The organism is Paraburkholderia lebeckiae (assembly GCF_050436225.1).
GTDB lineage: Bacteria > Pseudomonadota > Gammaproteobacteria > Burkholderiales > Burkholderiaceae > Paraburkholderia > Paraburkholderia tuberum.
In genome coordinates this window covers 21,621-43,538 of sequence record NZ_JBNDLU010000004.1, presented here as the reverse complement: position 1 = coordinate 43,538, position 21,918 = coordinate 21,621, and the positions used below count along the sequence as shown (strand labels likewise).

At 59.5% G+C, this 21,918-nt stretch carries 20 protein-coding genes and 1 pseudogene; 9 read left to right on the top strand and 12 right to left on the bottom strand.

Going from position 1 to position 21,918, the window contains the following annotated elements:
- Position 1: 1 nt before the first annotated feature.
- The 3 genes from OKW45_RS39590 to OKW45_RS39580 all read right to left on the bottom strand — a co-directional run bounded on the left by OKW45_RS39590 (position 2) and on the right by OKW45_RS39580 (position 1,949).
- Positions 2–631, bottom strand: a complete 630-nt coding sequence (locus OKW45_RS39590; RefSeq protein ID WP_429474090.1) for a DNA-binding protein — start codon at positions 629–631, stop codon at positions 2–4.
- Positions 632–1,230: 599 nt separating this feature from the next.
- Positions 1,231–1,653 carry a helix-turn-helix domain-containing protein gene (locus OKW45_RS39585; protein WP_429474089.1) on the bottom strand — a complete coding sequence of 141 codons (423 nt, stop codon included), beginning with the start codon at positions 1,651–1,653 and terminating at the stop codon, positions 1,231–1,233.
- Positions 1,650–1,949, bottom strand: coding sequence for a type II toxin-antitoxin system HigB family toxin (locus OKW45_RS39580; protein ID WP_429474088.1), 300 nt, complete (start codon positions 1,947–1,949; stop codon positions 1,650–1,652). Before OKW45_RS39580 ends, OKW45_RS39585 begins: the two co-directional genes overlap by 4 nt.
- 266 nt (positions 1,950–2,215) lie before the next feature.
- Here OKW45_RS39580 and OKW45_RS39675 point away from each other — a divergent pair, with 266 nt between their 5' ends.
- The 3 genes from OKW45_RS39675 to OKW45_RS39570 all read left to right on the top strand — a co-directional run bounded on the left by OKW45_RS39675 (position 2,216) and on the right by OKW45_RS39570 (position 3,707).
- The gene (locus OKW45_RS39675) at positions 2,216–2,527 is read left to right on the top strand and encodes a DUF4357 domain-containing protein (RefSeq protein ID WP_503129168.1); all 312 of its coding nucleotides are present in this window, start codon (positions 2,216–2,218) and stop codon (positions 2,525–2,527) included.
- 347 nt (positions 2,528–2,874) lie between these two features.
- Entirely contained in the window at positions 2,875–3,132 is a 258-nt protein-coding gene (locus OKW45_RS39575; RefSeq protein WP_429474087.1) for a hypothetical protein, read from the top strand.
- Between the two features lie 95 nt (positions 3,133–3,227).
- Positions 3,228–3,707 (top strand): hypothetical protein, encoded by a 480-nt coding sequence (locus tag OKW45_RS39570; protein WP_429474086.1) that lies wholly within the window; start codon positions 3,228–3,230, stop codon positions 3,705–3,707.
- A gap of 215 nt (positions 3,708–3,922) precedes the next feature.
- Here OKW45_RS39570 and OKW45_RS39565 read toward each other — a convergent pair whose 3' ends face one another.
- Positions 3,923–4,366 (bottom strand): hypothetical protein, encoded by a 444-nt coding sequence (locus tag OKW45_RS39565; RefSeq protein WP_429474085.1) that lies wholly within the window; start codon positions 4,364–4,366, stop codon positions 3,923–3,925.
- A gap of 463 nt (positions 4,367–4,829) precedes the next feature.
- Between OKW45_RS39565 and OKW45_RS39560 the strand changes: the two genes are divergently transcribed.
- From OKW45_RS39560 to OKW45_RS39550, 3 genes are all read left to right on the top strand, one after another.
- Positions 4,830–5,381, top strand: a complete 552-nt coding sequence (locus OKW45_RS39560; RefSeq protein WP_429474084.1) for a hypothetical protein — start codon at positions 4,830–4,832, stop codon at positions 5,379–5,381.
- A 15-nt stretch (positions 5,382–5,396) separates the two neighbouring features.
- Positions 5,397–5,666: a HigA family addiction module antitoxin gene (locus OKW45_RS39555; protein WP_429474096.1), complete on the top strand. Its 270-nt coding sequence runs from the start codon at positions 5,397–5,399 to the stop codon at positions 5,664–5,666.
- A gap of 656 nt (positions 5,667–6,322) precedes the next feature.
- Positions 6,323–6,646, top strand: a complete 324-nt coding sequence (locus tag OKW45_RS39550) for a DUF4148 domain-containing protein (RefSeq protein WP_429474083.1) — start codon at positions 6,323–6,325, stop codon at positions 6,644–6,646.
- 120 nt (positions 6,647–6,766) lie between these two features.
- On the opposite strand, the gene istB is transcribed toward OKW45_RS39550, so the two are convergent.
- Together istB and istA are read right to left on the bottom strand one after the other, a co-directional pair.
- Positions 6,767–7,582, bottom strand: a complete 816-nt coding sequence (gene istB / locus OKW45_RS39545; protein ID WP_429470884.1) for an IS21-like element helper ATPase IstB — start codon at positions 7,580–7,582, stop codon at positions 6,767–6,769.
- Complete coding sequence (istA, locus tag OKW45_RS39540; RefSeq protein ID WP_429472120.1) at positions 7,579–9,078, bottom strand: IS21 family transposase; 1,500 nt, start codon at positions 9,076–9,078, stop codon at positions 7,579–7,581. The genes istB and istA overlap by 4 nt, the downstream gene beginning before the upstream one ends.
- 340 nt (positions 9,079–9,418) lie before the next feature.
- Between istA and OKW45_RS39535 the strand changes: the two genes are divergently transcribed.
- Positions 9,419–9,571, top strand: a complete 153-nt coding sequence (locus tag OKW45_RS39535; protein WP_429474082.1) for a DNA-binding protein — start codon at positions 9,419–9,421, stop codon at positions 9,569–9,571.
- Between the two features lie 541 nt (positions 9,572–10,112).
- On the opposite strand, the gene OKW45_RS39530 is transcribed toward OKW45_RS39535, so the two are convergent.
- The 5 genes and pseudogenes from OKW45_RS39530 to OKW45_RS39510 all read right to left on the bottom strand — a co-directional run bounded on the left by OKW45_RS39530 (position 10,113) and on the right by OKW45_RS39510 (position 14,623).
- On the bottom strand, positions 10,113–12,071 hold the full coding sequence (locus OKW45_RS39530; RefSeq protein ID WP_429474081.1) for a site-specific integrase: 1,959 nt from the start codon (positions 12,069–12,071) through the stop codon (positions 10,113–10,115).
- A gap of 155 nt (positions 12,072–12,226) precedes the next feature.
- Positions 12,227–12,373, bottom strand: a pseudogene (locus OKW45_RS39525) (RES domain-containing protein); the annotation flags it as partial.
- Between the two features lie 110 nt (positions 12,374–12,483).
- Positions 12,484–12,807: a type II toxin-antitoxin system PemK/MazF family toxin gene (locus OKW45_RS39520; protein WP_429474080.1), complete on the bottom strand. Its 324-nt coding sequence runs from the start codon at positions 12,805–12,807 to the stop codon at positions 12,484–12,486.
- Complete coding sequence (locus OKW45_RS39515; protein WP_429474079.1) at positions 12,804–13,004, bottom strand: antitoxin MazE family protein; 201 nt, start codon at positions 13,002–13,004, stop codon at positions 12,804–12,806. Before OKW45_RS39515 ends, OKW45_RS39520 begins: the two co-directional genes overlap by 4 nt.
- Positions 13,005–13,747: 743 nt before the next feature.
- A complete protein-coding gene (locus OKW45_RS39510; RefSeq protein ID WP_429474078.1) occupies positions 13,748–14,623 on the bottom strand; it encodes a replication initiation protein in 876 nt (291 codons plus the stop codon).
- A 3,473-nt stretch (positions 14,624–18,096) separates the two neighbouring features.
- Between OKW45_RS39510 and OKW45_RS39505 the strand changes: the two genes are divergently transcribed.
- Together OKW45_RS39505 and OKW45_RS39500 are read left to right on the top strand one after the other, a co-directional pair.
- A complete protein-coding gene (locus OKW45_RS39505) occupies positions 18,097–18,918 on the top strand; it encodes a ParA family protein (RefSeq protein ID WP_429474077.1) in 822 nt (273 codons plus the stop codon).
- Positions 18,911–19,792 carry a ParB/RepB/Spo0J family partition protein gene (locus OKW45_RS39500; protein ID WP_429474076.1) on the top strand — a complete coding sequence of 294 codons (882 nt, stop codon included), beginning with the start codon at positions 18,911–18,913 and terminating at the stop codon, positions 19,790–19,792. Before OKW45_RS39505 ends, OKW45_RS39500 begins: the two co-directional genes overlap by 8 nt.
- 1,011 nt (positions 19,793–20,803) lie before the next feature.
- Here OKW45_RS39500 and OKW45_RS39495 read toward each other — a convergent pair.
- Positions 20,804–21,580 (bottom strand): Crp/Fnr family transcriptional regulator, encoded by a 777-nt coding sequence (locus tag OKW45_RS39495; RefSeq protein WP_429474075.1) that lies wholly within the window; start codon positions 21,578–21,580, stop codon positions 20,804–20,806.
- Positions 21,581–21,918 lie beyond the last annotated feature (338 nt).

Sequence of the window (21,918 nt, the reverse complement as noted above, 5' to 3'; positions counted from 1 at the left end):
CTCAGTTACGTTTCGCGCGCCGGGAGCCCGGGTTGCCGTCTTCGCCTGCATCCGGTTTCGGAAGGGCGGCGACGAGCGCCCGGTTCTGCTCGTGCACGCGCACCAGCTCCGCGTTCAGGTCGTCCACGCGCCGCTCAATCTCGGTCGCACGCGTCTCCGCCCGCGTGGCGCGCTCACCGGCCGTCCCCGCGTCAGCCAGCGCCGCCTCGAGTCGCTCCGTCGTCTCCCGCGCGGCCCGCTCCAGCGCCGCGCAACGCGCCCTGGCGACGTCGAGCTCCTCATTCAGCTGATCGGCCAGATCGGCGGCCTCCTGGCGATCGGCCTCAAGCTGGACCCGCTCGGCCTCGAGCGTGTCGCGATCCGCGGCGAGGCGCGCATTGGCGAGCTGCAGCGCGAGGCTCCAGAGTTCGGCGCCGAACTCGTTAAGCCGCTCCGTCAGGGCCGGCGGCGCCGGGTCGGTGACCGGTGCCGCCTTCGCCTGACGCCTCGCCTTCCATTCGGACATCGCCTCCTGGATGGTCGTGAAGCTGCCGCCACCCACCGCCTTGCGCACGGCGGCCAGCGTCGGCGGCTTGCCTGCCTGGTCGAGCTCGTCAGCGACGGCCCAGATCTGGTCTTTGGTGATGGCCATGTTGGTGTCCATTTTCTCGGTGAGAATGTAGTATTTGTACTATACTACAAAATACAACATACTACAACATGCACGTTCCCGCCGCGATGGGATTGCCCCGGTGCCCCGTCAGCGCTGGCCCGGGCCGTACCGGCCGGGTGGCCCCGTCATATATGTGATAAAGGACATTATCACATATAGCCGCGCAAAAAATTGCGATGCGAGCCTGGCACAAGGAAAGCAGGTTCGCACCGCGCGATTCCAGTTATCTCACTGGAATTTGCAGACAGGTGTCAGATGAGACCGAACGTAGTCGCTTCCAGCTGAGCATGAGTCTTAGCTAGCTGAGCATAAAATTTCTTGTCCCATGCCGTCTGACACTCCCATTCGAAAAAGCGTAATTCAACTTCCTGTCTCGTCCGTATAACTTGCAGGGCCGCATTCATGACGACAGATACATCAGAGTCCTTCGCAATCTTCCGTAGGCAATCGTCAGTAAACACTGCAAAACGTGACCGACATCATATTGATGTAATGAATTCAGATGCTCAAAATTGTATGCAGACAACATGAATTCACCTTATACATCTATTCATTAAAAATTAAGCAAAGCGTTATGCTTAAATAAAAGCGCTGATATCTGTTCCAAATCGTACCGACAGCGCTTTTGCAACATTCTTGCTGATATCCCGACGACCAGCCAGAATGTCGCTGATGACGGTTTGTGAAGCGATATCGGCCAGATCCTTCTGCTTAAGATCATGCGTGTCCATGAGGTACCGCAGTACCTCACGGGGTTCTGCGGTCGGAACTTCAACGTGGTGAGTCTCCCATACCTCAATCAGGTCGGTAACTACCCCAAAAATGTCATGCAAGGGGCTTTCTTCCTCGTCCCCCAAATGATCGGCCAGTTCGTTGGCGAGGGCGACCATCTTGTCATAGTCGTCCTCGTTACGAATTGGTTTGATAAAAACCTGGTCCTGTAAAACAGACCAGGTTTTTACTATTTCGGGAACGCCTCCCGAATGGCTATGGATATTCATTTCCGTCTATTTTTCCTTGTCCATTCGTCATATTCCTTGTGCGTGAGCACATGACGGATGAACAATTTTTGCCGGTCAAAATGGACTGTGGCTACTACGCGAAAATTGTTTCCACCCACATCAAATACGTAAAACTGGGTTGGAACGTAGTCAACCGAGCCAAATGTCGTTTTCAAGCCGTTGAGGTCATCGGTCTGGCACTTACTTGCCAGCGTGTACCAAAGCAGCAGAGAACTTTTCGCGGCAGGGTGTTTTTCAATAAAGTCTAGAACCGCTTTCTTGGAGAGGACCCGCATGTTTTTCCTTGTTAAAAATTCGTACGTTGTTCATGGCTTTTCTCCTTGAAGTGGGACGTAGCCCCGGTAATAATGTGCTGCCCATGCAGCACAGGTACCACTATAGGCGCCCAGCAAAAATATCGCAAGATGCAATATTGCTTTTTGCGATATTTTTTTACTTCATCCGGTCGGGCGTCTCTTGGAGGGGCCCCCTGTCTAGGCTCTATCGATCTCGAACCGGTGGGGCCGTGCCTTTGAGTTGACTGCTGTCGCACCAACAAGCGATGAACCTGCGTGGGTGTGTAAGGGAGTATCCTGCCGGAACCAAGCTCAGAGCAGTATTCAAAGGCAAGGAATACTTGGGCGAGGTCAAAAACGGAGCATTCCTGTTGGACGGTGTTGAGCACACTTCGCCATCGGCTGCGGCCTACAGCGTTACCCAGTCATCAGTGAATGGCTGGACTTTCTGGCAATGCTTCCGTCCTGGGGATACCAAGTTGGATTTCAATCGACTCGCTGCGCGTGTGAAGAGAGCATCCGCCTCGCGGATTCGCAAGGATATTGGTCTGGAATTCGATGTCGAGTGTTGGTGGTAGTACTTGTTCGCTTGGTCGAGCACGTACTATCCGTGCGAGCGAGCTATCGCGCATTTGCCCTCTCTTCCACAAGTCGCGTTGCGCCAAATGACCATGTCCAAATGGATGAGCGAGGCAGTAGTTAACACAAAACCTGTTGTCGGGCGTTTCGGGCCGTATCTAACGGCCCGCGATAAACTGTCTGTGGCGGGCGCACAGGGTGGTACCCGCCTCGGCCGGGGCGAAACGTGCGATGGGCTGCCGTCTGCGGGGTTTTGCCGGTTTTTCCTGACACAAGAAAAAATCGGCCTATTCACATGTCAAGGAACACTCGTTCTCAGTCGATTTCGCCAACACTGCAGCCTGCCTTGACGCTTGAGATACCGACAACCGGCCTGCGCGAGTTCATCACTGATCTGGCGAAGCGTCATGGCGTGACGTATGTGAGGGACGGCTATAGCGCATTGGCAGAGGTCATTACGCGGCTGTCCGATGATGAGGCTGTGCCCGACGAGACCGAAAAGCTGGTCATCGCACTTCGCCGCGCAGAGGTCATCGACGGCCCGACAATGGTGACGCTGCTCGGCCGCTACCTGGACGAGCTGCGCGAGCGTAATACCGAATGACTGTTAGCAGGCGGTTCGGGCCGCACCTATCTGCTAGGCCCGGGCTTCAATGAGAATCGACCATGACGAAAGCACCCAAAATCCGCTTCGGCCTGATGAAGGGAAAGATCAAGATCGCTGACGACTTCAATGCGCCACTCGATCCGCTCACCTTCACCGATCACACGCAAGCGACAACCGCCGCTGAATCGGTGACGCTGCACGAGGCGTTCCAGCGCGTGCGTCAGATTTCGCCGGAAGAAGCGGACCGGTTCAAAACCGATATTCGCGAACTCCGCGAATTTTTCCAGACCGAGGCCGTCTCCCGGAGCGTGCCGCTGCTGGTCGAACTGACGGACGGCACGCGCACAATTTCGGTTGGCGTTTCCGACCGCGCGCAGTTCAACGAGCGGTTTGTGCGTGCCTGGCACGGCGAGCACGTCGGAGAGGCCGTGACGTTTGCCACGGAAGCACTGTTACGGCAGGCTCTGGGGCCGGACCTAACCGCGCCGGAAACCTTCGAGTGGGTCCGGCAGTTCATGGACGATGAAATTCCTTACGAGCGGTTCATCGCGGGCCGCGACGCCATGCGCTGAAGAGCTACCGCCTGCGCGTATCGTCCGCGCACGCCAGGGGCGTCACGTCCCTGGTGATGGCCTTGCCCGCGACAGGTTATAGGCCGATTGCAGGTTGAGTAGAGAACGACAATTATCTTGGCGGGCGGCCATCGTAATTGACAATCTACAGTTGAGCCAGCCCTGGGCCTCACTCCCGAAATATCGCTCCAGACGCAGTGCCGTGTCTGCTGCACTCAGTATTCCGGGTTATCGCTTGGTTTAGGCCCCGCCTTGTATCGTGCCGCCGCCGCTTTCGAAATGTAAACGGGAGAATTTTCTTCGACTTCCGATTTCGGCAAACCGTTAGTTTTCATGTCCAGCAATGCCGCCGCCACATCAACAGGCGGCTTATTAACTCCCGATTGCGCTTGAACTGGCGCTACCGCCTGAGCAAGCGCCTTTGGAAGCGTCAGAGGAGCAATTGCCACCTGAACCCCTTGCGCCTGACCTCGCGCCTTTCGCGCCCGCTGCAATGCCTTGCAGAATCCATCGAAACCCATCGTCAAACCGTGTTCCGCCTTGATCGCTTCGAACACCTGTTGCCGAGTCACTCCACGACCTAACGCCACTTCGATTTCGACCAGCATGTTTCGAATCACAGACGATTCGCTTTTCGGTTTCAGGTTCGAAAAATCCATTTCATCCTCGCTTGTCCTCACTCAGTCCCCACTATGTCCCATTTTGTCCCTACAGTGTCCTCACTGGGAATTCTACTTGTCCTCATTTCGTCCCGCAATGTCCTCGATTTGTCACTGGCTTGTCCCTCATGTGTCTCTGATTTGTCTTCAGTGTGCCGTAACCGCGTTGGGGAACAGATCGAGACGTGTTTTTGCCTCCGAATCGCGGCCCAACTGTACCGGCCCTGTACTGTTTTTCGTGGTTCGCAACTGCCCTTAAAGAGCCATACACAATACGCAAGTGCCTTCGGCACGTGCAAAAACCCGCAAACCCACGACCAGCAAGGCTTCTCGCGATTCCAATTCGAAAAAATGACGATAATTTGCGTCCGACAAAAGTCGGACGCAAAATCATTGAATGCCCGTCAGACAAGGGTTTGTTTGGCTGAAAACTGGCAAACGCGGCTTCAATACTTGTAACGTTATGACTAACCACACACGATTCACAGTCCGCTGCACCGTCGCAGAGCGGGCTGAACTCGAAGTCAAATCGGGCGGTGACCTCTCGAAATACGTCCGCGCCACTCTATTCGAGGGCCAGTCGCAGGCTATGCTGGACCTCCAGGCGAGGGTGGAGGAGCTGACCGAAACGGTTCAGGTTCTAAACCACAGGCTGGCCCAGACTGGCGAAGAAGTATGGGAGCTAAGTAGCAGGCAGACCCGCACTGGCGAGGAAATAGGGGAGGCCTTGGCGAAAGCCGCGCCACCCCCGCAGGTGCAACCGATCGCAGTACCGGCCCAGGACAATTCCCGCCTTGAAGGCATGATGCTGGAACTGTTGCTACTGCAACGAGCGGTCCGGGGCCGCCCCGATCTTGACCGCGCACAAGGTACGGTCGAGAAGCAGAATCTGCCGGTTTGGGAGGACAAACCGTTTGTGCCATCAATCACGACCGAGCGCCGGCCGCCGGCAGAGGTTGAGAGGCAGGAGGCACCGGCCAGGCGGGGTGTCGGGCGGCTTTTCGGCGGGAAGTGACGGCATGCCCCGTTCATCCCGGCGAAGAACTACATCAAACCGCTGGGCCTTAGCGTCAGTGCGCTCGCCAAGGCGCTGCCCCTCCCGTTCTCACGCCTGCGTGATGTGGTGGCCGGCAAACGTGCCGTCACGGCGGACATGGCACTGCGCCTGGAGCGGTATTTCGGCAGCGAGGCCCAGGGATGGCTCAACCGGCAATCAGCCTATGACCTGTGCATCGCCAGGCAAGTCGCGGGCGGGAGCATCGCCAGGGACGTAATGCCCCTGGGCTCGCGCGGTCGATAGTGCTCTCCTCGACCGTTCGTTTTGAGGTTATTGGGGAAACGGCCCGGTTGAGCGCTCCCGAACCGGGCCGTTTCCCCAATAACCGACTAAGGATTACGCCAACAAAGGTCATAGTCCAAGGAGAAGTCTAGGGGCGACAGCGCGCAGCAACCCCAAGCCAGGTAAGGGCTACGCGAAAGGTCATAGTCTAGGGGGAGCCAGTAGCGCGCAGCACCCCCACGGTCGAAGGTTAAAGAATCCGGGTAAATAAATAGTCCTTTCCTGGCACCCCTAAGCAGCCGGTCTAGGGCCTTTGCCATTTGCTCATACGCGGTATCTAAGCTCACCTTGAACGTCTTAGCGTAGTCAATGGCGGATAGCTTGACCGTCCAGAAACTCTCGTGGTGAGCGCGCGGGCGTCCGTGGCGTCCGTATTGGCTAAGGCCGCAGATAGTAGGCGCATCTCCGAAAGGTTCAGGTTAAACGCCGACCGCACAATAACGTTCGCTTTTGGACAGGTCGTAACGCGGATCATAATCTAGGGGTTTACCCATATCAGACAACAAACAATTGCTGCCTTCGCCCTTAATATTAAGGGTTTGCTTACCTAGACTGTAGTCACTGGTTACGGACAGGGCTGTTCGTAGCAGGAAGACAAAATTTCGAGGTAAGTCGTCATGAAGTCGCTCATCCAAGCCGTTGTTGTTGCCGCCGTACTTGCTGCTCCGGTCGTGTCGTTCGCTCAGTCGAATGCGCCTGTCACCCGCGCGCAAGTTCGCGCCGAGCTGGTCCAGCTCGAAAAAGCTGGCTATCATCCAAGCGACGGCGACCGCACTACCTATCCCGCTGACATCCAGGCTGCCGAAGCCAGGGTAGCTGCGCAAAACGGCGCGGCAAGCGGTTACGGTGGTGGTGTGAGTGGCTCGTCGGCATCGGGCGCACCCGCAGTAGCTCGCCCTGCATCCAATGACGGCATGAAGCCGGTTTACTTCGGTCAATAAACCGGTGAGGTTCGCGGGTCGCCGGCGACCCGCCCGTTCGCCGGGCTGGATAGCGTCAAGCAGGACGTCCGGTTTACCGACAAACATCTTGGCCGGTCGGCCGAGGTGATTGTCGCTGCGTCAGGGGAGCATGGTTGTCGCTCCGTTCGGGTTGTCAGTGGGTAATTGACGGCGGCGCTCTTTCTGTTTGTCGCTGGCTGTGCGGCGCCGATAGCTTTCGACATTCAGCTCAAAGATCGTCGAGTGATGGACGAGCCGGTCGATGGCCGCCACCGTCATGCCGGGGTCCGGGAAGACGTCATTCCAGCCGGAGAATGGCTGGTTGGCGGTTATCAGAAGACTTTTCCGCTCGTATCTTTCGGCGATCAGCTCGAACAGCACGCTGGTTTCGGCCTGGTCCTTCCTCACATACGACAGATCGTCCAGGATGATCAGGTCGAACCGGTCGAGTTTGGCGAGCGCCGAAGGCAGTTGCAAACTTTGACGTGCGACCTGGAGCTTCTGCACGATTTCGCCGGTCCGGGTGAACAACACGCGATAGCCGGCATCGATCAGGGCATGTCCGATTGCGCTGCCAAGATGACTTTTCCCGCCTCCAGGCGGCCCGAACAGGAGAATCGTGGCGCCTTTCTCAAGCCACGAATCGCCGGTGGCCAGCGCCATCACATGCGCCTTTGAGACCATAGGCACAACACCGAAGTCGAAGGTGGCGAGCGTCTTGGTCGGATCCAGATGTGACTCGGCACGATGACGTTCGATTCTTCGTTTGGCGCGCTCGGCAAGTTCATGTTCGAGCAATGCACCGAGTAACCGCGACGCCTGCCAGCTTTCCTTGTCCGAGCGTTCAGCGAAGTCCGGCCACAACCGGCCGATCGTTGGCAGGCGCAGTTCGTTGAGCATAAGTGCGATACGGCCAGTATCGTAGGCGGCGTTCATGCGAGCACCTCCTCATCGAGCAACGTATCGTAAAGCGCGGCGGACGGCATCTCGACGACAACCACCGGACACTCGGCCTGGCGCGGCGCGAACTCATCGAACAACACCTTCAGATCGGGCAGTTCACCGAGTTCGAGCAAAGCATCGAGCCGCTCGGCCAGTTGCGCCTCAACGCCGTGGTGCCCGGCGAGTTCAAGCAGGCCCACCATGGTCTTGCAGGCGCTACGCGGCGTCAGTGCCTGATCCAGCCGTTCCCAGGTGCGACGATAGGCTTCACGCGGAAACAGATCGTCACGGAACGCGAGACCCCTGAAGGCCTGCGGCTTGCGTTTGAGCGAATCGATGAAGTGCCGGTAGTCGATGCCGCGACCGCGCCGCTTGCTGGTGTGCGTGGCCCTCGTCGTGCTGTGCACGAGCGCGCCGGACAGATAGCAATCGAGCCGGTCACTGTAAAGGCGCACCTTCAGGCGATGGCCGATCAGCCGCGACGGCGCGCTGTACAGGACGCAACGTACGGTGAAGGTTCCGCAACGGGTCACGCGCGCCTCTTCCTCAACGAAGTCGGTGGTACGGTGCTCAGGCAGATCCAGCAGGTGTTCGCGCTCGATCTGGAACGCTGCAGCATTGCGCCGGTTGCGGTGCATTACCACCCCGCGCACGAACTCGTCGTACGCGGCGCGGTCTGCGAAGTCGCGGTGACCGCGCAACTCCAGAGCCTGATCGACCTGATCCTTCAGATAGCGATGCGAGGATTCGACGCTGCCATTCTCATGACCCATGCCACGGTTGTTGCGCGTGCCTTGCATCCCGTAGTGTTCGAGCAGCGCTGCATAGCGAACCGTGAAGTCTTCCTCTTCCTGCAGGTTTCTGAACGCCGCCGACAGACTGTCGGAACGGTGTTCGCGTGGGCAGCCGCCGGCCTGCCAAAGCGCGTTCTGCAGTCCCGTCGCGAGCGCCTGGAAGCTCTCGCCACCATCGACCACGCTGGCGTATTCCCAGCGCGAGAACGCCAGCACGAAGTGATACAGCAGGTGGTTGAACGGGATGCCACCAATCGTTACGCACAACTTGTCCATGTGCGTGAAGTCCGACAGGCCTCGCGCGCCTGGTTGATACGTTTGAGGGAAGAACACTTCCTGGTTCGGCCCTTCGAGCGCGCGCCACTGGCTGACATGCCGCTCGAACGTGCGCCGCATGCTGTCCGGAAAGCGTTCGGGATGGTCCTCCTGCAATTTGCGCAGCAGGGTGATCGCCTTCAGCTTTGGCGCAGCGCGTAGCAATGGCACCACTTCGCTATCCCAGACATCGGCGAACGGATCTGGGCGCGAGCGCCAGTAGCGCCGGGGCTGCTGCGACGGTAGCCCGGCTTCGTGTTCGACACGCCGCGCCGTGCGCTCGCTCATGCCTGACTTCGCCGCAGCAAGCTTCTGCGGATGGTGTTTGCGATGGTTCATGTAGAGGCGGACCTGCAGGTCGGTAATGCGGCTTCCAGACATGGGCTGACCGCCTCTTTTTAGGTTCAGTCAGCCATCCTAAGCCTCGCCGCTCCGGCGCCGCCGGCAGTTCGTCGTCTCCGGCGGCTACGCCGCCTCCGACTCCTCACTACCGGCCAAGATGAATGTCGGTACACCGGACGTAGTCATTGTCGCCGCCCACCGGGCATCGCCCTCTGAGCGCGCAGCACCCCTGCGCGCCTCCATTCAAGGAACTGGCTCGCTATCGCGGCAACGCCCCGGCAGCGGGCCAGTTTCGTATCAACACCTCCGCCGTCGGGCTCCCGATGGCTTCGCCTGGACTTTCACAGTCCGGGCGCTTTTTCGCGTTCATGGCACGAACATGGCCATAACCAAGGATCAGATCTGGGTTGTAGCGGACGAGCTCGACCAGGCTGGCAAGCCGGCGACGCTGGCCGCTGTGCGCAAGGCGGTGGGCGGCGGCAGTTTCACGACCATTCAGGAGGCGATGTTCGAGTGGAAGGCGAAGCGCTAGGCCAAAGAGACGCCGATCACGGCGCCGGCGCCGGAGGCCTTGACGGACAGACTCAACGAGTTCGACGCCGAGCTGTGGGGCATGGCGCTCCAGCTGGCGAATGCGCGCCTGGCGGCCGATCGTGAAGCATGTCGCTGTCGGAGGAATAATCCCCACTTGGGGAAATTACGGGCGGCATTGACAAGGCGAGTGCTGGGCGGCGGCTATGGCTTTGTCCGGACGTCCTGCTTGATGCTGTCCACGAGTGCCGCAATGCTCGGGCGAGCTACTTTTGGCAGCCCCTACCCGTGCGTGCGAAATCACCGCATTACGGGTGGCTGTACATCGCGCTCCAGTCGGCCTTCGACGCGGCCGGGCGTTCTGCTTCCGACGAACCACTGACGACACCACCGTAACCACTTGCCGCGCTGTTCTGTGCAGCCACCTTGGCTTCGGCGGCCCCGGATCTGCGCCGGATCATAGAGTCGTTGTATCTGCTTCATGATGGCTCGCTGTTCATCCTCCGATCGCAAACCGCCACCCACTTAACCGAATGCCACCGCTATCCGTCATCATCGGCGTAGTAGCGCGCTGCGGCCTCGAGCATGCGCCGTCGCTCTGCCCGCACATAGATCGAGGTGGTCTGTAACGACGCGTGGCCGAGAATGGCCTGCACGACATCGGTCGGCATGTCGCGCGCGACGGCTCGCGTGCCGAACGTATGCCGGAAAGCGTGGGCGGAGGTATTGACTAGCTGCACCAGGTCCTCCGCGCTGAAATTGGCCAGCGCAGCAGTGTGTGCGCTCAAGCGTTGCACCGCCATACGCACGAGCCGGCCCAGTGCATCGATTGTGTATGGCACGTCGTCCCCCTCGGCGTCGTGCCGATCGAGCGCCGTGCGGGTCGCCGGAATCCACTGCGGCGCGATTAGCGGTCCCTGTACGCCGGGTTCGTCAAAGTCCCATCCGCGATCCTTCCAGTGAGCCCGCAGCGCGACGATGGTTGCACCGCTCACCGGTACCGTGCGTTGTTTGCGACGCTTGCCGATGATGGTCCAGATTGCAGGCGTCGTGCGACCCGGGTCGGGTGAGGTTCTTTGTGCCGGCCCCGATGACCCACCGCGTGAAGATCCGGGATCGCCACGGACTTCGGCCGGGCGCAGATCTTCGCGCCGCGCCAAGGTGGCCTCGGCGCGGCGTAGCCCGGAATCGCCCATCAGCAGAATTGCCGCGCGGGCGGCCCGCCACTGACGGGCGTCATCCCCGGCGCCGGGCGCTTCCGAACCGGACGCTTCACAGCGCTCGTCGAGTGCTTCACGCACGTGCGCCCACAGTTTCGCCGGCAGCGCCCGGTGAACCTGCATCGACGATTCACGTGTGATGGTAGCCGGTTCATGAACCGCGCTCCAGGGATTGCCCGCCAGATAGCGCACTTCGACCAGCCACGCAAAAGCGGCACGGAGCACCCGCACCGCGTAGGCCTGACTATCAGGCGACAGGCCTTCCGGTGCGAACGGACGCCAGCGACTGCTGCTGCGGGGTCGTTTTGGCCCGGTGAACCACGGCAACGGCGCTTTCAGGAAATCCTTGTACGCCTCGCAGTCCTCGACGGCGAGCGACGAAAGCGCTTTCTGGCGAACTACCACGCTCCACAGGATCAGCCGCTCAAGTTCGCGCGTATAGGCGCGCAAGGTCGTAGGGCGATCGCGATAGCGGTGCAGATACGCGTGAACCGCCGCGAGGTCGTGTTCGGCGCGGATAAATGCAAAGCTCGTCGCCCGGTTGAGGCCGCGGCTGGTGCCATTCCCGCCCGACAACTCCACCGGCACGGCCAAGTGCTCGAAGGGCGCCAGGCGCAGCTCAGCCGGGTCGCCGATCACGATCACTGCATCCTCGGCGCCCCCATCCGCGCCGCGGTTTGCGCCGTTGGGTCCGATCGACGGAACCAGTGACCCTGTGTCGACGTCCGCCGCCACGCTGACACCGAGCGTCGCCTGATGCCGGCGGAGCCACGCGACAATCGTCCTTGCCCGCAGCGCACCGATGCGCGGCACCGACCGCCACCAGCTGCCACCGCGCGCGTTGCAATAGTCGATCAGCGCGCCGAGCGTGCTGATCCCCTCCCCGCTCAGGCGCTGCGCGATCAGCGGTCGGAACCAAAGGTGGACCGGGTGCGTCACGACCGGGACCGCCGCCGCCAGGGTCGACGCCTGCCCGACCATGCGTAACGTTACGGCCGTCAGCTTGGCGCTGCCGTGCTGCCTGATCGACGCCTTCAGGTGATCGGCGAGGACCGGCGAGCCGTGTAGCAGTGCGAGCTGGACCAGGTCGTCCCGCATTGTGCGCAGATAGCGCTCCATCGCGTCGGCACTCGCCGCATGCGGCGAGTGCTCGGGATCGTAATAGAGCCGCGCGATGGTCGTCGCCGGCAGGCGCTGCACGAACGCGCGCAGCGCGGTGAAGTCAGTGCGCGTGTAGGTGCGCGGCGGCGGCAGGGTCAGCTGTTGCGGTTGATTGGCCATGATTGAGCGCGCCCTTTCTTGCAAATCGACGGAACGCCGAAGGGATGAGTCCAAAGGGTGAGTCTTTTCAGGGAGAGACGGTGAGCTTATTCAGGGGCGCGTCTCTCCCGGCCGAGGACAGCCGCTGGTCCCAGCAGTTCTCCCCATTGCACCGGCTATGGCCCGGATATCATGAGGCGCGCCGCGTCCGGATGCGCCGGATTGACCACGGCATGGCATTCCGCCCGGGCCACCACCGACGGCACCAGCAGCACCGCGAATCTCGCCGCTTCAAGCCAGCGGTGACCGAAGCGGCGCGCCCGGTGCGGATCTGATCCGGTGCATCACGGTCATCTGGCGTCGACGCGTTCGACGGCTGACGGGTGAAAGCACAGCGCCGGCCGCCCGATGGTTGTGCCGATCGGCCCTGCGCTCAGGCAATGCCGATAAAAACCGCCAGCGCGCGACTGACCGCCACCATCGTCTCCTCTTCCAGCCGCCCAAACACCGCGCCGATCTTCTCGCGTGCGACCGTCTGCGCCTTGTCGACCATCACCTGGGACGGCTTCGACAGATTGTTGGCGGCGCTGGGCTCGACTTCGATGCGAAACAGCGGCGTGTCACGGAGCTCGCTGGTCACCGGCAGAATCGTGACCGACGGGTGGGCGTCGAATAGGTCGGACTGAATGATCACCGCGGGGCGCGGTTTTCCGTAATCCCCCTGCAGCGCAATCGTCACCAGGTCGCCCCGCCTCATTCCCAACCCTCGCGATCGGCGGCTGCCTCCCAAAAGTCGAGCGTGCCTGCTTCGTGCGGATCCTCGCGCAAGCGCAATGACTGGCGTCGACACTCCTCGGCAAAGCCGGCGCGCCGGGTATCCGGCACCCAGATTTGCACCGGGCGCAAGCCGGCCGCCCGCAGCGCATTGCGGTGGTTGCGCACGCGTTCGATCAAAGACGCCGCCATGGTGCCCCCGGTTGCTGGATACGTTACATGTAACACTATACACGCCTTCGCGGGGGTCGGTGAGGCGCGCCTTTGCATTCGCTCTCCGCCGGCGTCCGGGCGAATTGCGGTCTAAAGGGGGCCAAAATCCTAGCGCCCCGCGCGAGCCCGCGAAAAGCCGGGGTTTACACCGCGATACCGCCGTTCCAGCCATTAACCGCTTCACTGCTAATGACAATTAGCAGTCAAGGCCTTTTCGCTGCCGGGGCTCCGGGCACGGCTCGCGGCGCTTGGGGACACGTCCGAAAGCCCTTCGACACCGCCGGTGGTCGTTGGGCCCCTCCCCTGACGACGTACCCCGAATCCGACAACCGCGTGTCAAGCGCCGGAGCCCAACCTCCCCGGCAGATCCGGGCGCACGCCAACATCAGCCTGGCGTATGGAGCACAGGGCGTGCGGCTGACTGACCGTTAGCTGAATATTTCGACCGGTACCTGCCTCGCCGATGTTGCCATAAGCGCGTCACCGAGCTTCGGGCCGAGACGTCGTACTGTCGTAGGGTCTTGAGGTCGCGTTGAGCTGGTGAATGTGTATGAAACCGACAGCTGATACCTGCGCCCGGGTGCAGCACTCGACACCTTAGCCGTTCCGTATTACCGGCACCTTTGGCGATCCACCTGCCCGACGAACCGCGTCTTTGCGCCTCTGTGGCGTTCGCATAAATTAGGGGCTGGCTGGGGGCCAACGCTCTCTCAGCGGTGTTCGTCCGGCTCCAGCGTCAGGCGTTGCTGCGGATTTTCAACAAACCGGAATTCCAGCGAATGGACCGCCCTGCCACGCTTGATACCCTTCCAGTCAATTACGAGGTCGGCTTTCTCGTTCAGTTCACCGACTGCCATGTCGATGACCCGTCGCTTGATATCGGCGAACCGATACGTTTCTGGCACCTCCAGCGCCGTGCGCAGGTCGTCCACCGTGATCAGAAGCCGGCCCCGATCTTTCTCCCGCATCAGAAGCTCGAGCAGACGCCACGAATAGATGGACTGCAGACCGCGGGCAAATTCGAGCTGGTAACTGACAAACTTGCGCTGTAGCAGAAAGATATGTGGCGTCAGGTCGGGCGAAAAGCAGATCTCGGCCCATCCTTCGCCGTCGTGGTAGGTCGCCTTCCACACCCACCGCAGTTGCACTCTCTTCTTGCCGTCCGTGTAGCTCAGCTTGCGTTCCAGCAGGCTTGCACAAGCCTCCTTCATGCCCTGATACGCAGCCGCAGCCTGCTTTTCACCACTTCGAGGTGCCAATGCACCCACCGCGGCGAACTCATCGGCCCGGATCCTGACAGAAACATACCCATCCGCCTTGCCATGCTGATAAGGGGATTTACGACTGTCTATGCTGCGCAACGCAGTCATCATCAGACGCTTTTCGTTAAGCGATAGCCCGTGCTGCGCATTCACGAGCGCCCTGCTCATCGCCACAGTGCCCTTTATCCGACCGTCGACTTCGAGTATTTCCTCCGGCGATGTACCTAGCTGGATCGCCATGGACTCAATCAGTTCCGCGGCGTCATCAGGTATGCCTTCCAAGGTCTTGCGCAACGGCCGACCCGTCTCCAGCGTGTTACTCAAAACTATTCTCCTGCGTCCAGCCAGAAGTGACTTCACTCAATGGCGTCACCATGGTATAACGGTGACGCGACAGGCGCAAGTCACCGTTGTGGATAACGGTCGGATAATGTCACGCGCAGACCGGATACTGTCCACTTCGGGTCGGAATTTGTCCACCTTCGGCCGGATTATGTCATCTCTGGACCGGAATCTGTCACCTTTCTGCAATTCGCCCCTAGCGCAATCCCTTGCCCTGCAAGGCTTGGCAAGAACACGCAGACCGTTTACAAAAGGTTTTATAAAGGCGTTTACAAACTGTATTACAAAAGGTCTTACAAAAGAGCCTTGATATATATATTTTCGGAAAGGGAAAGACACATCGCGGTTCATACTCAGGTGATTCCTCAAGGATCATCAAGGTAAGGATTTGAATTGGGACATCTTTCGTAGCACTGCCAGCTGGACGCAGAAAACCCACAACCTATGGTGAGGCCATGAACTCTGGGTAACCGCTCCCATTGAAGCGGACAGTTATCGTCATCTCTCTCTAGCCGGGTCGGAATGTGTCACCTTTGGAATTTCGGTCAGGCGTCTCTGGATTGCTGGTAAGTCTTCATGTAGCCAGTGGGCAACGAAGACAGTGTTCGCGCGCGATTCTTTCACCCCACAGGGCGACGCATACACAGCGTCCTGTGCTGCAATCCTGTGAATGGAAGCGCTAGCGGCCCGTAACGGAGGGCGCGGGATGTCTGGCCGGCCCCTGTTTTTGTAGGCACGGCAAACATGTGACTGGCTCGGACGGCCCGAAAGGATTTATATTCCACCGTTCGCTAAATCTTCGTGCCGTTGTCAGACGAAGGTAAAATCGGCCGTCAGCGACGCTAGGCCGACGATCAGCATCGTCACCTACATGCGAAGCCGTGGTACGAGTCGTGGGCCTGCGCCTCTCTTGACCGCGTTGCCATCCAGCAGGCGCGAAAGCGGGCGTCTCTCCCTTTTCTGCATCCGGGGCTTTCTCGAGAAGAGCGTAAGAACGCGTGTCACCCTGCACCCACGCCCACGGCGTGATGTCCAAAGTTTGGACACTTCATCGGAAGTCTTCCATTAGTGTCATGGCCACGATTGTCTCTTCATCTGCTGTTCAGCTGGCAGTGAAAAGTGACGGATTCCGGCCTGGCGCCTGCCCTGGGTCCCGAGTCCAATCGGAAAAACCTGTGTCTTCCCTACGTCAGGTTGTCGGATCGGCCGGGTCGCGTTGCCCAGATGGCGGCCGGAGCCCTTGTGGTTGCCGGTATGCGCGCGTCCAAATTTTGGACACCTCGTCCAGACATCGTCGCGGCGGTTCCGGAACCCGAAGCGGTCATCTTTCGCCGGCGAGCATCGTCACCTGATCAGTGCGGAGCCACCGAATGCGGTGCGCATCCGTCGTGCCGGCTAAGCCGCTTCGCGTTGGGCAATGGTACCGTGGGCGGGCATTTCTGCGGGCCGGAATCTGTCACCTTTCGCCCGATCTCCCGGACCGGGCTGAAAATTTGTCACCCTTTGGTTGGCCGGCCGGCAACCTCGCGCGGCGCAACCGGGCGAAATTGTTGGTGCCGCAGTGCAGCTTTCAACGTTTGCGCTGGCGGCCGTCTCGGCGCGCTGACCCACCAGGCCGAAAGGTGTCACCGTTCACCGGCCCGGCGGCGCCGCGACGAAACAGTCGGTGGGAATAGTCGAGGGCCGCTGAGCAGAGGTGTCCAAACTTTGGACGCTTTATCGCACACCGCGTTGATCTTGTCAGGCTGGAATCTGTCACCTTTGGTTGCTGTCCACTCTGCGCACAAATCGAGAAGCGGACCTGTCTGGCGCGACTGCGTCGACACTGGATATATCTCCGGAAGCGTCGCGCAACGATCCCTCTCAGGTCGGAATTGGTCACCCTTTCGGTAATCGGTGGCGTCCCGCGGCGAAACAGCGGAATGGAGTTCCTGGCGCAGCCTGTGCCGAAGTGCAGTCAAGAGCGCCGATCATCCAAGCGTCGCGGCGGGAGCCCTCGGAAGTCCGAAATTTGTCCCCTGTGGGGAAAAACCGGGGTCGAGCCGCCCAATGTCACTTATAGATGTTCGCGCCTGGATACGCCGCGCGGGGAGCGCAGCTAAAAATTGTCCAAACTTTGGACGTATTTCATCGGGCCCACATCTTGGCACGCCTCATATGATGAGCCCCTTTTTTGTTGGCAACCTCCCGCAGGATGTGCGGAGTTTCATCATCTTGCGCCGCTTTACAGAAAGGCAAGGCAGGACAGTCGGCGGTTGCTGCGCGACAATCCATTCAGGCCGAAGGCCGGGCGGAGCCCAAATGAACGTTCAAAGTGGAGCGTCGACATCGCATCGCGGCGATCCGGTCAGGCCGGAATTAGTCACCTTTCGTCAGGCTGCGGCATTGCGCAATGGATAGCAAGGCCGAGTTGCGCGGCGTCGCCGGCGCAAATGCACCATATTTGGACGGTACGGACGGCGATGCCCGTCAGGGCGGGAATCTGTCACCTCTCGCGCATCGCGGCGAGTAAGTCACCGCTTGTGCAGAGGCCCGCGTCCAGACTTGCATCTTCTCTCAAGTGCATAAGGAGGTCGCGCAGGCCGGGCCGGAATCCGTCACCTTTCCCGGAGTTTGCATCTTTGCTGGTACCGCATCACTGCTTTCCAGAGTCTGGTCCGTATGCCGGTGCGAGAACGGTCTGGTGTTCCTGTCGAAGCAATCGCTCGTCTTTTCAAAACGGCCTTCACCGGTGGTCAGGCTACGCACGGAAAAACGGGGCAGTGGCGGGGGTAGGGAAGTTTGACGGCGTTCCGGCAGGAGCTGCCCCGTACCCGCACGGCGCGCAGTCCGCCGAGCGTACCGCCTTACGGCAGTCAGTAATGGCGCGATCAATCCGAGTGTTCAATGAGTGGCTGGCGTCGTAGCAGGTGGCACAGAGGACCTGCTGGTCATCGACCATTTCACGCAGTGCACCGATACATTCGCGCTCCAAGCGCGTGCATGGTGGACACTCGCGACCATGGGTCAGGGAATCGTGCGCGTACGCAACACCTGACCGCGTCCCGGACGTTCGATTTCTGGGCACGCATACCTGCCGAGCAGGCTACAAATCCGATGAAACACGCACGTCTTTGCCGTCGCATCGCGTTCCGGGACGGCAACCGATGCAGTGACCGCAAGCCCGGATCCGCCTCCGAACATCAGAGCTTGCATGCGGAGCGGGACGAACCGGCGAGTAGGACTGCTCCACCATGCAATACCGGACACGAGGTTCAGCCAGGCAACAAGTGCCAAAATCCCAGGAAGGTTGTCAATGCAACTTGCCCACCCTCCGGCTACTCCCATGCTCGAAATACGCGCCCGGGCTATGTGACAAAAGTGTTGCGTGGGGTCAACCGTTTTTTGGACGATCGACTTTACACGGGGGAGGAGGGCGCGTATCGTGCACGAAAACTGACTGCATCGAACACGAAATGGCAAGCTTTGAACACACGAAAGTAATAGCAATCGCCAACCACAAAGGGGGATGCGGCAAGACGACCACGGTCATCAACCTGGCGGCCGAGTTCGGGCGCCTTGGCCTGAAGGTGCTCGTCGTTGACATGGATCCGCAGGCGAACGCTAGCCTGCATATCGGCAAGACACATCCAAGCCGGGTTGATCTCACCTGTGCCGAGCTCCTGCTGTCCAGCGTAGCCAGCCTGCCGGGGGCTATCCATGAAGAGACCAATATCGAGGGAGTCTCTCTGATTTATGGGTCTCTGGCGCTCGGGAAAACGGAAGACGACCTGAAAGATGCCACGCCAAGGCCCGCGGAAGAGTTACGCAGCAAGCTCGAGCCTGCTGACGGCATTTATGACGTAATCCTGATCGATTGCCCGCCAAGCCTCAAGCTTCTCACAAGCAACGCGATGGCAAGCGCAACGCACATTATCGTGCCCGTCGAGTCCGGCTCCCAATACGGTCTGTACGGTGCCGATGACCTGTTAAAGCACATCGACAAGATCAAGCGCATCAATCCCACAGTAAGACTGCTCGGCGCGCTTCTCATCAAGCACGACGAGCGGCAAACCGTATGCAAGCTCCTTGAGAGTACGGCTTTGACGACGTTCGGCCACCTTCTTCCCGTCAAGATATCCACCAGCACGAAAGTGAATCAGGCCGCCGTGATGCAGCAGAGTCTTCACGCACTTGATCGCACCTCGAAAGTTGCGCGCGAGTTTCGTCAACTCGCCTCCAGTCTGGTGCGAACGCTTGAGCTCAAGGCCTTGGAGGAGGGCGCAAAAAATGGCTAGGAGTCTCAAGGCACAGCTCGCCCAGAAGGCTGAGGAAAATACGCAACGCCATCGTGAAGCAAACTATCGCGACGATTTCGACGTCGGCCGTCAGCACACCAAACTCCCACTCGACTCGATCGACCCCAACCCGTACCAGCCACGGACCAGTTTCCCGGAGGAGGAAATCCGCGAGCTGGCCGTCTCCATCAGTGCGGTGGGCCTGTTGCAGCCGATCAGCGTACGCGCCGTGGGCGAACGGTATGAGCTGATAGCCGGAGAAAGGCGGCTACGCGCACACAGGCTCCTATCCAAGCCAACCATCGAAGCTCTGGTCATCTCTGCGGACGACGCAACCAGCGCGACCCTTGCCCTCGCTGAAAATATTGAGCGGGAAGACCTGTCGGATTTTGAGATAGGGGAGAGCATCAAGCGCCTCGAAGAACACTTTCCCAAAAGGACAAAGCTGGCTGAATCGCTTGGTATACAGCGCTCCGACCTCTACCGGTACCTGTCGTTCTCCAGCCTTCCAGACAGTATCCGTGAGCGCCTAGCCGCCAGACCGAAACTACTGTCCCGCTCTGCAGCCGCAGACATCGTCACGGTACTCAAGGAAACCGGCGATGATGAAACCATCCGGAAGCGCCTCGATGAGGCATGGGCGCTACTTGAGGACGGAAAGCTCGACCAGACGAAGTTTGCGACCTTCCTGCGCCACACGCCGGCAACAGTACTCACCTCGCGCCAGAAACCCACTCATATCCTGAAGCGCGGTGCCAGGGTGGGCACGTTTTCGCATACTCCCAGGGAGTTTGTGATGAAGCTGGCCAGCAACGTGCTGACGGACGAACAGAAACAGAAGATTCAACAGTTTGTCGTGCAGCTTCTGGAATAACAGGCTGATGCGTCCAAACTTTGGACATTTTGGGTGGGATCGTTCTGGATGGCGTCTTTGCGGTGCATCGGCTCGCGGCAAGGGCTTGACCCGTTAGCGCTCCATGTGATCCAGACGAGTCGTAGCCGAACTTAGGTCGGTCGAAATTGGTGGAGGCCAACAGGGTAAGCAGCGAACGGGGCTACGATAGCATCGCTGTGTAAATGTGGCGGGCACCAACAGGTAGTCCAGAGGGGCCTGCGTCCGTTGCCGGTTGTAGAACATCTCAATGTGTTCTCCAGAGCAGCCGGGATCAACGTACTCTATCCCGTAACGCAGGATTGTTGTTAGAACAGCACGGCGACCATGCGAGCCGTAGCTGTGACGGCCTTGGCTGTCCGCGCCGACAGGCGCCCGTAGCAGCCGCCCAGCGCGGTATCCGTCTTGCCGATCGGGACGGCGGCAAGACGTAGCGCAGCAGCGGCCCTGCTGGAGGAGCGGCGCGCGTTCTGAAGGACAACACTTTGCCGGCGGAGATCTTGTTGACCGACGCCCGACACAGCGACACAGCCACGATGTGAAGTGCTTTACCGTCGGCCAGCGCGACATGTCAGTGCCACACCCGGCGACCAGCTTCAGTGCAAGGTCTGGGTCCGTGCATCTTCGCGATGCTCAAGGTCTTTCAGGAAGATGTCGCGGGGCACGTAATTGCACGACTGGCGACGTCATACAGGTTGAGACGTCGTTCCCGTACAACGCATACGACAGGTACGTGCAAATGGCCATGCTGACCGCACAGAAGGCGTTACGGCGCGCCGCTACCTGAACTGGCGCGCTATGTCGAACGCGAAGGGCGTAGCCGGTAGCGGCACCTGAAGCGAAGAGAATCAAGCGTCACACGTCGACGCTTTTCTGTTTGCAGGAGTGCCAGTGTCAAGACCGCTGGGGCCCGAGGGAAAGTGCGGGAGCAGGGCGTGAGGTTCGCGGATGCGTTGAGTCTGCCATGGGGCGGGGGTGCCCGGGCGCATACGATCACCCGAACTTGCGGACGATCTCCTCTGACTCTCCGGCGGTTTTATTGCGCAACTGGATTTCCGCTTCACCTTTGGCGAGCCTTGCGAGCATTACCGTATCAAGAACGACCAGACGTCGGCGCTCACGTTCGACGACCTGGTTTGTCACGAGCGATCCGATCGCACGTGACACTGTTTCGCGGCTCACGTTGGCCATGATTGCAATCGCCTGCTGACTCGGCAGGTTATCGACCGTCATAAGGCCAGTATCGGCTTCCTTCTTCATCGATGCTTCGAGCACTGAATACACTCTGGCATAGGCGCGTGAGAGACCAAGCATCGAGCGATAGCTCGATGCTTGCCTGATCGTGCGGCATAGCCGCTGCATGAGCGCTTCCACCACGGCCGGATTCCGATAGAACAGTGCCTGCGCCTGCGCCTTGGCCAGAAAGCCGACCACCGACTCGGTCGTCGCGATGATCGACGCCGAACGCGGGCCGCCATCAATAATCGACAGTTCACCGAAATAGTCGCCAGGCTCGACAAAGTTGAGTCCCACTTCCCGGCCATCTTCCGAAAGGGCAATCACCTGCAGGCGCCCGGACATCAGCATGAGCAATGAGGAGCCGGCGTCGCCTTTGTGAACGACGACATCGCGCTTGCCGAAACGGCGATACCGGATGGAATGACTGATCTCCTCTATCACATCGTCGGAGACATTACGTAGCAGGGTCTGCTGTTTGAGGAGATTGACGGCTTTTGTCTGGTCCGCACCGCCTCTATCTTTTTTTAACATCTCTCGGAATACGATCTGGTCTGGGGCACGCCGAACAATAAACGTCCTAGACGAGAAACGTTGTGATGACCGTCACATTAATCCTCAAAATTTGAGATGTGATTTCAATCGCATTTCTTTCAACCATTCTATTTGTTCAACTCCCGCGCCTCCTGTGCTCGCTTTAATAAGCTAGATGGATAGGTGAGGGTTCGTGAAAAATATTTCACGCCCTATCCGCTTGGCAGTCAAGCGAGTTCGCCATCGATGGTTTCCTAGGTTACCTGGCGTTATTTTGAAAAAATGTGTGATTGCCGTCACAACAATAAGACGCGTCATGATTAATCATCTATTGCACA